Source organism: Anaeromyxobacter sp. PSR-1, assembly GCF_000964525.1.
Taxonomy (GTDB): Bacteria; Myxococcota; Myxococcia; order Myxococcales; family Anaeromyxobacteraceae; genus Anaeromyxobacter.
This window is the reverse complement of sequence record NZ_BAZG01000117.1, coordinates 1-13168: the sequence shown is the minus strand read 5'-3', so window position 1 is coordinate 13168 and position 13168 is coordinate 1. Positions and strand designations below refer to the sequence as shown.

Genomic DNA, 13168 nt, shown 5'->3' with positions numbered 1-13168 from the left:
GAGTTCCGCGCCGCCCCCGGCGCCGCCTCGGCCCCGGTGCCGCGGAGCCGCACCGCGGAGGTGGGCGCGTCCTACCAGGCCTGGACCGCGTCCACCGCCGGCACCTCGGACCGCGCGGCCCTCGACGTCGCCATCCGCGAGGCGGAGCTCGCGCCGTGGCTCACGCTCGACGTGGACGCCCGCGCCGAGCGCTGGCTCCGCCGCGACGCCCCGCGCTTCCGCCCCAAGGACGACACCCAGCTCTACCTCTGGCAGGCGCAGCTCACCGCCACCCCCGGCGACGCGCTGCGCCTCTCCGCCGGGCGCGTGCTGCCCTGGGCCATCCCCGGCGCGACCGTGTTCGACGGCGGCCTGGCCGGCGTGCGCGGGCGGCTGCTCGGCGCGCGCGCCGAGGGCGGGGTGTTCGGCGGGGCGGTCCCGGAGCCCGACACCACCGAGCCGACCACGCGCCGGGCGACCGGCGGGGCCTACTGGATCCTCGACGGCGCGCTCGGCCGCGGCGCGTCGTGGAGGCAGGAGGGGCGCATCGCGATGGTGCGCACGCCGGAGCTGGGGACGCGCGCGGAGGGCTCGCTCACCGGCCGCGTGTTCCTGCGGCGCCTGGACCTCTCGGCCGAGGCGCACGTGGGCGGCGGCGGCAAGCGCGGCGGCACGGACCTGGACGCGGCCCGGGTGGACGCGAGCGCCCGGCCGGTGGACGGGCTGCTCGTGGGCGGGAGCTTCCGCCACGCCGGGCTCGCGTGGCCGCAGACGTTCGACCCGGCGGCGTTCCCCGGGCGCTCGCGGGCGGCGGACGGGTTCGTGAGCTGGGACCCGGTGCGCTGGCTGCGGGTGGGCGGCACCGGCGGCTTCTCGCGCGACGTGTCGAGCGGGCTGGAGCGGCGCTGGGCGGGGCCGGAGCTGGGCCTGCCGCGGCTGCTCGGCGCGAGCGGCGGCCTGACGCTGGGGTACCTGGAGGAGTCGGGCTGGCTCGACGGCCGGAGCGCGTACGCGCAGCTCCTGTGGCGGCCGTTCCAGGCGCTCCGGCTGGTCGGGCGCGCGAGCTGGTCGCACGACGCGGCGTTCGGCGTGGACCGCGACGAGATCGGGGTGCTCGCCAGCGCGATCGCGGACCTGGGCCGGCACCTCGGGCTGCGGATCAGCCTGGCGGGCCGCGGCGCGTTCGACCCGGGCGCGGAGGAGGGCGGGAGCATGCCCTACGGGATGACCGGGTTCGCGACGATCTTCGCGGCGTACTGACCGCGGGCGCGGCGGCGCCGACCTTGCACGGCGCCGGGCCGCATGGCCCGACCCGACCACATCCGTTCCGCCGCGCTCGCGGTGCTCGCCCTCGCCGCCGCCTGCGCGCCGCCTCCCCTCGACGCGACGCCGGGGCCGCCCGCCGCCCTGGTCCGCGTCGTCAGCTGGAACGTCCACGACCTGTTCGACGACCTCGACCGGACGGAGCCGCCCGGCGCGCTCGACACCGTCGCCACCGCCGGCGAGGTGGACGCGAAGCTGGCGCGGGTCGCGGCGGTGCTGGCGCGGCTCGACGCCGACCTGGTGCTCCTGCAGGAGGTCGAGACCGCCGCGCTCGCGGACGCCCTGGCGGCGCGGGCGGGGTACGCCGAGGCGCGGCTGGTCGAGGGGAACGACCCCCGCGGCATCGACGTGGCGGTCCTCTCGCGCCTGCCGCTCCGCGCCTACCTCAGCCACCGCGACGAGCGCGACGCCGCGGGCCGGCCGCTGTTCCCGCGCGACTGCGTGGAGGCGCACGCGGCGCTCCCCGGCGGCCGGACGCTGGTGCTGGTGGGCAGCCACCTCAGCTCGGCCCTCTCCGACGACGGGACGCGCCGGGCCGCGCAGGCGGCGCGCATGCGCGAGCTCGCCGACGGGCTCGTGCGCGGCGGCGCCCGGGTCGTGGCGGGCGGCGACCTGAACGACGAGGCCGGATCCGTCGCGCTGGCGCCGCTGCTCGGGGACGGCACCTGGCTCGCTCCCGCCGCGGCGCTGCCGCCGGCCGCCGCGTGGACCTGGTCCGGCGGCGGGGACCGGGCGGCGCTCGACCACCTGGCCGTCCCGCGGGCCGACGCCGCCTCGGTGGTGCAGGCCGCGGTCGCCGGGGGGCCGGACGTCGAGGCGGCCTCGGATCACCGGCCGGTGGTGCTGGACCTGTGGCTGCGGTAGCGGCGCGCGGAGGCAGGGGTTCCGCCGTGCCGTCCGGGTCCAGACATTTCGGCGGGAGGTGGCGCATGGCGAGCGACCGGCGGCCGGAGGATCCGAGGGTGCCGAAGGTGCAGGGGCTCGCCGGCGGCCCGGGGCCGACGCCGCCGGGCGTGGACGACGGCACGCCGCATCCCGGGGCCGAGCCGCCCGGGCAGGCGCCGGAGCCGGAGGCGCAGCGCCGCGCGACCGACGCCGCCGAGCGGAGCGCCGGCACGCGGAAGGCGCACCTGGACGAGGCCCGCCGCGCCCACCAGGCGCGCGGCGGGCGGGAGGCGGGCGAGGGCGAGACGGGCGAGGCCGGCGAGCCGACGCGCGAGCCGCCCACGCCGCGCGGCGCGGGCGAGCGAGAGGGCGGGGGAGGGACGCGGCGGTGAGGCGGGGCCTGGCGGGGAAGGTCGCGGTCGTGACGGGCGCGTCCGCGGGCGTGGGGCGCGCGGTGGCGCGGGAGCTGGGGCGGGCGCGGATGCGCGTCGCGCTGGTCGCGCGGAACGCCGAGGCGCTCGAGAACGCCGCCCGCGAGATCCGCGGGGCGGGAGGCGAGGCCATCGCGGTGGTCGCCGACGTCTCGGACGCCGCCGCGGTGGAGACCGCCGCGGACGCGGTGGTGCGCGCGTGGGGCGGGATCGACGTGTGGGTGAACGACGCGATGGTGAGCGTGTTCGCCCCGGTGATGGAGACGACGGCGGAGGAATACCGGCGCGTGACGGAGGTGACGTACCTCGGCTACGTGCACGGCACGCGCGCCGCGCTCCGCCACATGCTGCCGCGCGACCGCGGGCACGTCGTCCAGGTCGGGTCCGCGCTCTGCTACCGCTCCATCCCGCTGCAGAGCGCGTACTGCGCCGCGAAGGCGGCGGTCCGCGGCTTCACCGACGCGCTCCGCTGCGAGCTCGCGCACGATCGGAGCCGGGTGCGCCTCTCGATGGTGCACCTGCCCGCCGTGAACACGCCGCAGTTCGAGCTGGTCCGCACGCGCCTGCCCGGCCACCCGAAGCCGGTGCCGCCCATCTACCAGCCCGAGGTGATCGCGCGCGCGGTGCTGGCCGTGGTGCGGCGCCCGCGGCGCGAGCTGTGGGTCACCTGGAGCACGACCCGCGCCATCCTCGGCCAGCGGACGATCCCGGGCCTGCTCGATCGCTACCTCGGCCGCATCGGGTACCGGGCGCAGCAGGCGGACCGCCCGCCGGAGCCGGGGAGGCCGGACGATCTGGAGCGGCCGGTGCCCGGCGATCACGGCGCGCGCGGAGAGTTCTCGGCCGAGGCCCGGCCTCGCAGCGCGTCGCTCTGGTTCACGCTCCACCGCAGGAGCCTGGCCGCGGGGGCGGTGCTCCTGGCCGCCGGGGCGGTATGGGCGTCACGCAGCGTGCGGATCGCCACCTGAAGCGGGGAGGCCTCGGCGCTCGGGCGGGGCGCGCGAGCGCACGGGCGGTGCGAGCTCGTCTCATGGCCGTGGGTCGCCGGGTCACGCGATACCTGCGCGCTGGATCCACGCGTATGGTTCGCGTCAAGGCTGAGGAGCGGGAGCGGAACGTCCGGGACGGGGGGGTTCCCGCTCCTCAGCCAAGCTCCAGGGGGGAGCAGCACCCGCGCCGGCATGCACCTGCATGCCGGCGCGGCCGCTTCCGGTGCCGCGCGGCCGGGAGCTGGCGTCGCGGCGGCGGCGAGGCGCACGCGTCCGTGCAGCCCGCGGCTGGCTCGCGTGGTATGAAGCGCCGGTCGGCTCCGCCGAACGGGGCGCTAGCTCAATGGTAGAGCAGCGGCCTTTTAAGCCGTTGGCTCAGGGTTCGAGTCCCTGGCGCCCCACTCTCGACGCATGCCCCGGTCCGCGGCGCGTGCGTGCATCCTCGGCCCTACGCCTTCCGCCCGCGCCAACATGCCTCGGACGCTGGGTTTGGGACGATATCGAGCACCGGGTATTTTTGGAGCTGGACGGTGATCGCAGCGGTCGCCGGGGGGATGCACCGATGGATCGACACGACCCGGTGGAACCGGACACCATCCGCAAGGACGGCGTGTTCGACGTGTCGGCGGCGCAGGACGTGGCGCAGCGCCTCGCCGCGACCCCCGCTGGCGCGGAGGTCCGCGTCGATCTCACGCACGTGCGCGAGTTCCACGACTTCGGCGTGGCGGTGCTGGCCCGGGCGCTGGCCGGCTGCCCGGGCCGCGTGTCCGTCCGCGGGCTGCGCCAGCACCACCGGCGGTTGCTGCGCTACCTCGGCGTGGCCGCGGCGCCGGACGACGGCGCGGGCGCCCCCGCGTAGTCCGGCCGGCGTCACGGCTCCCGCGCACGCACCCGCGCGCCGTCGTGGAGCGCGCCGGTGGGCCGGAGCACCACCGGCGTGCCGTCGGCCAGCCCGCCGGCGATCTCCACCTCGGTGGCCGCCAGCGCGCCGAGCTGGACCGGCCGCAGCCGGGCCCGCCCGCCCTCGACGGCGTACACCGCCCAGCCGCCGTCGCCCCGGAACACGCTGCTCGCCGGCACGCGGAGCGCGTCGGCCCGCCGCGCCACCGCCACGCGCCCCTCCACGCGCCAGCCGTCGCCGAGGGCCGACCACGCGCCCGCGGCGCCCGCGGGATCCACCAGCACGTTCACGCGCTGCTCCTCCACGCCCAGCGCGCTCACCTTGGTGAACGCCGACGGCTCGACCCGGCGCACGCGGCCGGCGAGCGGCGCGTCGCCGCCCCAGGCCGTCAGCTCGACCTCCGCGCCGGGGCGCACCCGCGAGGCCTGCTCGGTGAGCAGCTCGAGCGCGACCTCGAGCTCGCGGGGATCCCCCACCTCCAGGACCGGCGTGCCCGCCAGCACCGGCCCCGGGCTCTCCTGCACCACGCGGAGCACCACGCCGGCGACGGGCGAGGCGACCGGGACGGCGCCGCCGGCCGCGCCGCGGGGCGCGGCGAGCACGGCCTCCGCCGCGACGCGCTCCGCCCTCACGCGGCCCACGGTGGCCCGCGCCGCGTCCACCTCCTCGCGCGCGGCGCGCGCGGTCGCCTCGGCGGCGTCGTGGTCGCTCGGCGCCATGGCCGAGGCGGCGAGCAGGGCGCGGGCCCGCTCGAGCGTCCGCGCCGCGTCGGCCTCCACCACCCGCGCCCGGCGCAGCGCCGCCTCCGCCTGCGCCTCGGCGGCCCGCGCCGCGGCCACGCGCGCCCGGGCCTCCGAGCGCGAGCGCGGGTCGAGCGGCGTCGGCGTGAGCGGGAGCACGCGGGCCACCACCGCGCCGGCGCGCACCGCGTCGCCGGCGTGGACCTCGACCCGCTCGAGCGCCCCGGTCACCGGCGCGGACACGGCGTGCCGCTCGCGCACCCGGGCCTTCCCGGTGCCCTCCACCCACTCGGCGATGGGGCCGCGCGCCGCGCGCCGGACCTCCACCTCGGCCGCTCCCCGCCCGACGATCGCCGCCGCGCCCGCCAGCGCGAGCGCCACCACCGCCCCGAGCACGATCCAGCGCCGCATCGCTCACTCCCGCGCCTTCAGCACCTCCACCAGATCGACGTCCCCGACCCACCGCCGCGCCAGCAGGACCAGCAGCCCGCTCGCCGCGCAGACCACGCCCACCGCCCGCGCCCACGTGCCGGGTGAGATCACCACCGGGAGCCGGAACAGGTCGGAGGAGACCAGGCGCGAGGAGAGCGTGGCGAGCCCGAGCCCCAGGGCGCAGCCGGCCGGGATGGCGAGGAGCACCAGCACCGCCAGCTCGCCGGCCAGGATGCGCCACGCCTCGCCGGGCGTGAACCCGAGCACCTGCAGCGTGGCGAGCTCGCGCTGGCGCTCCGCGTGCGCGACCCGGGCCGCGTTGTAGACGACCCCGCCCGCGAGCACGAGCGCGAACCCGGCCAGCACCGCGACCACCCCGCCCATGAAGCGCCCGATCACCGCCTCCATCGAGCGCCGCAGCTCCTCGCCCAGCGTGACCGCCGCCACCCGCGGCCGCTCCGCGAGCCGGGCCTCCACCTCCGGGCCCGCCCCGGGCGCCAGCGCGAGCAGGGCGCCGCTGGCGCGCGGACCGTCCCCGAGCGCGGCGTCGAGGCGCGCCCGGCTCACCGTCGCGCTCACGCCCACGAAGTCGTCCACCAGCGCGGCCACCGGGAGGGCCAGCACCGGGCGCCGGCCCTCGTGGACCTCGGCGAGCACCGTGTCGCCGGGGCCGACGCCGAGCATGCGCGCGAGCTGCGACGAGAGCACCACGCCGGCCGGCGGCACCGGCACCTCGCGGCCGCGCGCGTCCACCAGGCGCCACAGGCGCGCGCCCGGCTCGAGGCCGGCGAGCTCGGTCCGGTGGCGGCGCGGCCCGCTCCGCAGGGTGGCGGGCACGCCGCGGAACGGCTCCACCGCGCGCACGCCGGGCAGGGCGCGCAGCTCCGTGAGCGCGTCGGCCCCGGACGCCTCCGAGAACACCACGATGGCGTCCTCGCGGCGGGCATCGCGGAAGTAGACGCCGAGCAGGTGGCGGAGCTCGTCCTGCATGGCGCCGGCGAGGACGATCACCGCGATCCCGGAGGCGATGCCGAGCGCCGACAGGGCGGCCCGCACCGGTCGGCGGGACAGGTTGCGCAGCACCATCCGCCACGCCGGCGGGACGCCCGGCCGCGCCAGCAGGCGGTCGAGGCCGGTGGCGCGGAACGCGGCGGGCGGCTCGGGCCGCATCGCCTCGGCGGGCGGGAGCCGGGCCGCGCGCGCCACCGCGCCGGCGACGCCCACCAGCGCCGCCAGCGCGCACAGCGCCGCGCCCGAGGCGACCACCGCCGGCGCGTCCGCGTACACCAGGAACGGGAAGCGGTAGAACTCCGCGTACATCCGGGCGAGCCCGCGGCCGAGCAGCGCGCCGCCGACCGCGCCCGCGGCCGCGCCGGCCGCCACCACCGCGCCCACCAGCTTCGCGTAGTGGACCGCCAGCGCGAGGTCGGAGTAGCCGAGGGCCTTCAGCATGCCGACCTGCGGCCGCTGCTGCGCGACGAGGCGCGACACGATCACCGACAGCAGGAACGCGGCGATGCCGAGGAAGATGGCCGGCATGACCAGCGCCAGGGCCCGCAGCTGCGTCAGCTCGTCGGAGAGGTAGCGGTGCGAGGTCTGGTCGCGGCGGCCATGGGCGCCGGCGCCGCCCCACGGCTCGAGCACCCGGTCCACCGCGGCGAGGACGTCGGCCTCGGCCGCGCCCGGGCCGAGGCGGAGCGCCACCGCGTCGAACGCGCCGTCGAGCCCCGCCGCCTCCGCCAGGTCGGTGCGCGGGGCCCAGACCACCCCGAAGCTCCGGTCGTCCGGGAACAGCATGCCGGGGCCGACCGCGTAGACGTACTCGGGCGAGAGCGCCACCCCGATGACCCGGAGGCGCGTGCGGCGGCCGTTCACCACCGCGCCGAGCGCGTCGCCGGGGCCGAGCCGGTTCGCGACGGCGAAGCCCTCGGTGAGGACCGCCACGCCCCGCTCGCCGGGGAGCGGGAGGCGGCCGGCCCGCACCGCCAGCACGTTCAGGCGCGGCGGCGCGCGGTCGGGAAGGGACACGAACATCGCCCGCGCGCGGCGGCCGTCGGGGAGGTCCAGGCGCCCGGGCCAGATCACCCGGGTCTCCACCTCCGCCACCCCGGCGATCGCGGCGAGCCGCGCCCCCACGGGCTCGGGCGCGCGCCGCACCGAGGCGAACGCGTCGGCGAACCGCTGGCGCGCGTAGTACGCGTCGCGCGTCCGCAGCATGGCGCGCTCGGTGAGCACGGTCGTCACCCACACCGCCATGGCGCTGGCGATGAGCGCGCCCACCGCCACCGCCTGGCCGCGCATGCGCCCGAGGTCGTGCCAGGCCTTGTGGTCGAGCGCGCTCACCAGGCGATCTCCGCGGCCGGCGCGCGCCTCGCGTTCCGGTCGATGCGCGCGATGCGGCCGTCGCTCACGTGCACCACCCGGTCGGCGAGCGCCGCGATGGCCGCGTTGTGGGTGATGACCACCACCGTCGTGCCCAGCTCGCGGTTCACCTGCTCGAGCACCTCCAGCACCACGCGGCCGGTGGCGGCGTCGAGCGCGCCGGTCGGCTCGTCGCAGAGCAGCACGTCCGGCCGCTTCGCCACCGCGCGGGCGATGGCGACCCGCTGCTGCTCGCCGCCGGAGAGCTGGGAGGGGAAGTGGTCGAGCCGCTCCCCCAGCCCGACCCGCCGCAGCGCCTCGTCGGCGGGCATCGGGTCGGGCGCGATCTCGCAGGCGAGCGCCACGTTCTCGCGGGCGGTGAGGCTCGGGACCAGGTTGTAGAGCTGGAACACGAAGCCGACGTGCTCGCGGCGGTAGCGGGTGAGCGCGCGCGCCGACGCGCCGACGAGGTCGTGCTCGCGGTAGCGGACGCGGCCGGCGGTGGGCACGTCCAGGCCGCCCAGGATGTTGAGGAGGGTGGACTTCCCGCTGCCGGACGGGCCGAGGATCACCACCAGCTCGCCGTCGTACAGCTCGAGATCCACGCCGCGCAGCGCGGGGACGTCCACCTCGCCCATCCGGTAGACCTTCTCCAGGCCGCGCGCCTCGAAGGCGGGGATCCGATCGCCGCTCGCTCGCGCCGGGCTCGCCATGTCCCCCCGCACGGCGGGCGCACGGGCTCCCTCGCCCGCGCACGCCCGGTGCAGAGCGTCGCCCCTCCGCGCTCCGGCGGGGGAGACGAAAGCGGGGTGCCGCGGACGCGTGCGCGCCGCGTCCGCAGCCTGCCGGGCGGACGGCGCCCGTCAGCGCGCGGCCGGCGCCGGCCTCGCCGCGACGACCTCGGGCTCGAGCCCGGCGGCGCGGAGCGCGGGCGCCAGCGTGGCCGCGTCGCCCGCGACGAGGATCACCTCGCGGTCGAGCGCGGCCGCCTGCGCCGCGGCCTGGACGCGCTGCGGGGTCACCGAGCGAAGCCGGTCGCCGAAGGTGTCCCACTCGTCGGCGGGGAGCCCCTGCACGAACGCCTCGGCGATCATGCCGCCATCCCGCGCCGAGGTGCCGAACTGGCGCAGGTGGTCACGGAACACCCGCAGCTTGGCGCGGTCCAGCGGCTCCTGCGGGATCCCGCGCGTGCCCGCGGCGAGCGCATCCAGCAGCGCCTGGACGGCGTCGCGCGCCTGCCGCGCCTCGACCGTCGTGTCGAGGAACAGCGCCGAGCCCCGGACCGTGTCGATCAAGGCCGGCGAGACGCCGTACGTGAGCGCGCGGCGCACCCGGAGGTCCTCGAACAGGCCGCGCTCCATCACGTCGACGAGGACCCGGGTGGCCGGGTCGTCGCGGAGCGCGCGGGGCGGGATGCGCAGGCCCAGCGTGATCCGCGCCTCCTGGGCGCCGGGGCGGTCCATCACCACCACCTGCCGTCGCGCGGGCAGCGGCACCGCGGGGAGGGCGGCGGGCGGTGTGGCGTCGAGCCCCCGCCAGCCGCCGTAGAGCTGCTCGATCCGCGACCACAGCTCCGGGGTCGGCTGCACGTTCCCCGCGATGATCAGGGAGGCGCGATCCGGCCGGAAGGTCGCGTCGTGGAAGCGCTTCGCGGCGGAGGTCGCGTACCCCCGCACCCGCGCGGCGTCGACCACGACCCCGAACGGCTCGCCCGGGAAGACCCGCGTCAGGAGCAGGGCGCCGGCCCGCTCGTTCTCGCTCTGGCCCGGGGGGCGGCGATCGAGCTCCTGGACGGTCGCGGTGCGCAGCCGCTCGAAGACCGGCGCGTCGAACGTCATCTGCGACGCCCGGCACGAGAGGTTGACCAGCACCTGGTCCACGAGATCCGACGGGTAGTGGATCGTGGCGAACAGGGAGTCCGGGGTCGCCCGGAGCACGTTGTAATGGGCGATCCTGCCGGCGATGCCGCACGGGGAGGCGAGCGAGGCGAGGTACTGCAGGTCGGCGTCGGACCGCAGGCCGGGGTCGCGCCGGAACACCAGGCGCGCGTCCACCGCGCGGAACCCGGGCCGGTACGCCACCACCACCTCCAGGCCGTTCGGGAGCCGCCTGCGCTCGGCGCGCGCCAGCCCCGCCCGCATCGCGGGGACCGGCGGGACGGCGACGCCCGGCTCCTCCGGCGCGGGTCCGTGGTGATCGGCGCCCGCCGCCACCCCGGCGACGGGTCCCGCCGCGGCGCGGCCGCCCGGGACGACCAGGAGCGCGGCCGCGCGCGCGTCGTCCAGGTACCGCTCGACGTACTCCTTCGAGTCGGTCGTGAGCGACACCGCGACCTGCTTCTGCCAGCCGCCGACGAAGTCCGGCTCGCCGGTCGTGCGGAAGTACCGCGCGGCGTCGGCCACCTCGAGCGCCTCGAGGCGGAGGTGGGACCGGAGCAGCAGGTTGTCGCGGATCCAGCGCTTCGCGTCGTCGTCCAGGTCGGCGCCCGCCCCCAGCCCGCGCCAGAAGCGCCGGACCGATCGGAACGCGTCGAGCACCGCCTGCGCGTCCTCGCGGCGCGTGAGCTCGATCTGCGCGACCACCAGCGCCACGCCGTCCATGCGATCGACCGTGGTGTCCACCGATCGCACCAGCCCCGCGTGCTCGTACTGCATCCAGGACAGCCGGCGCCGCACGTACTCCTCGGCCGCAAGCGCCCGCGGCACGCCGCGGTCCGCGTCACCGGGCATCGACCACGCCAGCCAGAGCACCGGCCGATCCACCGGGGCCTCACGAACCTCCAGGTCGCGCGCGACCGGCGCGGTGAGGTCCGGCCTCGGCGGCCGGAACGCGACGGGCAGCCGCGCCGGCGCGCCGTCGTTGGCCAGCGCGCCCATGGCGCGCAGCGCGCGGGCGGACACAGAGGCGCCCGGCTCGGGCCCGGTCACCACCAGGATGACGCTGGCCGGCGTGTAGTGGCGCCGCACGAACCCGCGGACGTCCTCGAGCGTGATGCGCGCCACGCTCTCGGCCGACGCTGCGCGCGCGTATGGGCTGCCCGGCAGCGCGCGCGCCCGGAGCCAGTCGAGCTGCCGGGGCTCGTCCTGCCCCGCGTGCCGCTCCGCCATCTCGCGCGCCACCACCGCGCGCTCCCTGGCGAAGGCGGCCTCGTCGACGCCCGCGAGCGGATCGCGGAGCCGGTCCGCCTCGAGGCGGAGCAGCTCGTCGAGCTGATCCGGCTGGCCGATCTCGTAATAGTCGGTGGAGTCGTCCTGGGTGAACCCGTTGAACTCGGCGCCGGTGGCGAGCAGGCGGCTCCACAGCGTGGCCCCGCCGCCGGTGCGCGCCCGGAACGAGAGGTGCTCGACGAGGTGCGCGAGCCCCTCCTTGCCGGGCGGATCGTCCACGCTGCCCACCTGATACGAGGCGGAGACCATCACCGTCGGCATGTGCGGCAGCGCGTACGCGACCAGCCGCATGCCGGTGGGGTAGGCGGCGGCGAAGCCTTCGTAGGGGACCGCCTTCACCATCTGCACCGGCTTCACCGGCGCGCAGGCGAGGACGGCGGAGGCGACGAGGAACGCGGCGACGAGCGGGCGCGTGCGCATCCGCGGAGCCTAGCACGCGGAGTGTTCCTGCACCGAGCGCGCGGGTGAACTGCGCGTGGGAACCGGGGAAATCCCCGGGGTCGCTCAGGCCCGCCCGTGCCGCCGCGTTCCGACCTCGACCACGTCGGCCGGATCCGCCTCGGGCACGTCGTCGGACCGACCCGCGGTCCGGGCGCGCCGGGGGAACGCCGCGGCCGGCGCAGGCGGGCGCTGCTCGGCCTCGAGGCGCGCGAACCAGCGGGCGGCGGTGGCCTTCACGCGCGCCCAGCGCACGTCCTCGGGGCTGGCCATGGGGATGCCGGCACCGGCCGTCGCCGCGGTCGCCGCCGGGGCGCCGACCACGCGCGCGCCGGCGCGGCGCTGGAACACCTCGCCGTACAGCGAGGAGTGCGTCCGCGCGCAGAACGGGCACTGGTAGTAGCGGATCGGGCTCCCCGGGGCCGACCAGCTCGTCATCACCACCTTGCAGTGCGTGCACTCGACCGCGGTTTCCATCGATGTCGGGAGATATCATCCCCGTCCGGTCGGTCAAGAAAACGTCCGCGATCACGCGGGGTTTTCACGGTCCGTCCGCGACCCGGACGCGGCGCGTCGCCGCGCCCGCGGGGCGGCCCCGGCGCTATGGTGAGGGCATGGCGACCCTGGTGAACCTGGACGGCGCGCTGGTCGCGCCGGCGGACGCGAAGGTGTCCGTGCTCGACCGCGGGTTCCTGTACGGCGACAGCGTGTACGAGGTGGTGCGCACCTACGGTGGACGGCCGTTCGAGCTCGACGCGCACCTCGCGCGCCTGGCGCGCTCGGCGGAGCGCACCGGGCTCGCGCCGCGCTGGGACGGGCCCCGCACCGCGCGCGAGATCGCGCGCACGCTCGAGGCGGCGCAGGCGATGGGCGCGCCGCCGGCGGCGCCGGACGCGGCGCCGTGGAACGCCGGCGAGTGGTACGTGCGCGTGGTGATGACGCGCGGCGCGGGCGAGATCGGGCTCGACCCGGCGCTCGCGGTGGACCCTCGGGCGGTCGTCATCGTCGCGCCGCTCGCCGCGCCGCCCGCGCGCGCGTACGCCGAGGGCGTGGCGGTGGCCATCGCGAGCGTGCGCCGGGCCTCGCCCGCCGCGGTCGACCCGGCCGCCAAGACCGGCGCGCACCTCTCGCACGTGCTCGCGGTGCGCGAGGCGCGCGCCGCGGGCGCGCACGAGGCGCTCCTGCTCGACGACGCCGGGATGGTGACGGAGGGCTCGTCGTCGAACGTGTTCGCGATCTCCGGCGGGCGGCTCCGGACCCCGCCGCTCGCGGCCGGGATCCTGGAGGGCGTGACGCGCGGGGTGGTGCTCCGGCTCGCGCGCGAGCTGGGCGTGCCGGCCGAGGAGGCGCCGCTCCGCGTGGACGCGCTGGAGGCGGCGGACGAGGCGTTCCTCACCTCGACGATGCGCGAGATCCTGCCGGTGGTGCGGGTGGGGGCGAGGTCGATCGGGGCCGGGCGCCCCGGCCCGGTCACGGAGCGGCTGCACCGGGCCTTCCGCCGGCTCGCGGGCGGGCCTGCCGG

At 78.1% G+C, this 13168-nt stretch carries 11 protein-coding genes and 1 tRNA gene; 7 read left to right on the top strand and 5 right to left on the bottom strand.

Features of this window, described 5'->3' with window-relative positions; genetic code table 11:
* The 6 genes from PSR1_RS15810 to PSR1_RS15785 all read left to right on the top strand — a co-directional run.
* Nucleotides 1–1239: hypothetical protein (locus PSR1_RS15810; RefSeq protein ID WP_059438453.1), on the top strand; the 1239-nt coding region annotated here is incomplete at its 5' end.
* 42 nt (nucleotides 1240–1281) lie between these two features.
* Nucleotides 1282–2166, top strand: coding sequence for an endonuclease/exonuclease/phosphatase family protein (locus PSR1_RS15805; RefSeq protein WP_059438452.1), 885 nt, complete (start codon nucleotides 1282–1284; stop codon nucleotides 2164–2166).
* 65 nt (nucleotides 2167–2231) lie between these two features.
* The gene (locus PSR1_RS15800) at nucleotides 2232–2579 is read left to right on the top strand and encodes a hypothetical protein (protein ID WP_059438451.1); all 348 of its coding nucleotides are present in this window, start codon (nucleotides 2232–2234) and stop codon (nucleotides 2577–2579) included.
* Nucleotides 2576–3586, top strand: a complete 1011-nt coding sequence (locus PSR1_RS15795) for an SDR family oxidoreductase (protein ID WP_059438450.1) — start codon at nucleotides 2576–2578, stop codon at nucleotides 3584–3586. Before PSR1_RS15800 ends, PSR1_RS15795 begins: the two co-directional genes overlap by 4 nt.
* A gap of 350 nt (nucleotides 3587–3936) precedes the next feature.
* Nucleotides 3937–4008 (top strand) — tRNA-Lys (locus PSR1_RS15790).
* Between the two features lie 161 nt (nucleotides 4009–4169).
* A complete protein-coding gene (locus tag PSR1_RS15785) occupies nucleotides 4170–4466 on the top strand; it encodes an STAS domain-containing protein (protein ID WP_059438449.1) in 297 nt (98 codons plus the stop codon).
* A gap of 11 nt (nucleotides 4467–4477) precedes the next feature.
* Here the strand turns inward: PSR1_RS15785 and PSR1_RS15780 are convergent, their stop codons facing one another.
* The 5 genes from PSR1_RS15780 to PSR1_RS15760 form a co-directional block, all read right to left on the bottom strand.
* Nucleotides 4478–5659 (bottom strand): efflux RND transporter periplasmic adaptor subunit, encoded by a 1182-nt coding sequence (locus PSR1_RS15780; RefSeq protein WP_059438448.1) that lies wholly within the window; start codon nucleotides 5657–5659, stop codon nucleotides 4478–4480.
* Between the two features lie 3 nt (nucleotides 5660–5662).
* The gene (locus PSR1_RS15775; protein WP_059438447.1) at nucleotides 5663–8023 is read right to left on the bottom strand and encodes an ABC transporter permease; all 2361 of its coding nucleotides are present in this window, start codon (nucleotides 8021–8023) and stop codon (nucleotides 5663–5665) included.
* Nucleotides 8020–8754, bottom strand: a complete 735-nt coding sequence (locus tag PSR1_RS15770) for an ABC transporter ATP-binding protein (protein ID WP_059438446.1) — start codon at nucleotides 8752–8754, stop codon at nucleotides 8020–8022. Before PSR1_RS15770 ends, PSR1_RS15775 begins: the two co-directional genes overlap by 4 nt.
* Before the next feature lie 150 nt (nucleotides 8755–8904).
* Nucleotides 8905–11628 (bottom strand): pitrilysin family protein, encoded by a 2724-nt coding sequence (locus tag PSR1_RS15765; RefSeq protein WP_059438445.1) that lies wholly within the window; start codon nucleotides 11626–11628, stop codon nucleotides 8905–8907.
* An 84-nt stretch (nucleotides 11629–11712) separates the two neighbouring features.
* Complete coding sequence (locus tag PSR1_RS15760; protein ID WP_059438444.1) at nucleotides 11713–12123, bottom strand: hypothetical protein; 411 nt, start codon at nucleotides 12121–12123, stop codon at nucleotides 11713–11715.
* Between the two features lie 137 nt (nucleotides 12124–12260).
* Between PSR1_RS15760 and PSR1_RS15755 the strand changes: the two genes are divergently transcribed.
* On the top strand, nucleotides 12261–13168 hold a 908-nt coding region (locus PSR1_RS15755; RefSeq protein WP_059438443.1), incomplete at its 3' end, for an aminotransferase class IV.

Excerpts from the sequence above, each read along its gene's own strand:
- PSR1_RS15770 (WP_059438446.1), bottom strand. The coding sequence starts at position 8,754 with ATGGCGAGCCCGGCGCGAGCGAGCGGCGATCGGATCCCCGCCTTCGAG.
- PSR1_RS15805 (WP_059438452.1), top strand. The coding sequence starts at position 1,282 with ATGGCCCGACCCGACCACATCCGTTCCGCCGCGCTCGCGGTGCTCGCC.
- PSR1_RS15800 (WP_059438451.1), top strand. The coding sequence starts at position 2,232 with ATGGCGAGCGACCGGCGGCCGGAGGATCCGAGGGTGCCGAAGGTGCAG.
- PSR1_RS15760 (WP_059438444.1), bottom strand. The coding sequence starts at position 12,123 with ATGGAAACCGCGGTCGAGTGCACGCACTGCAAGGTGGTGATGACGAGC.
- PSR1_RS15765 (WP_059438445.1), bottom strand. The coding sequence starts at position 11,628 with ATGCGCACGCGCCCGCTCGTCGCCGCGTTCCTCGTCGCCTCCGCCGTC.
- PSR1_RS15780 (WP_059438448.1), bottom strand. The coding sequence starts at position 5,659 with ATGCGGCGCTGGATCGTGCTCGGGGCGGTGGTGGCGCTCGCGCTGGCG.
- PSR1_RS15785 (WP_059438449.1), top strand. The coding sequence starts at position 4,170 with ATGGATCGACACGACCCGGTGGAACCGGACACCATCCGCAAGGACGGC.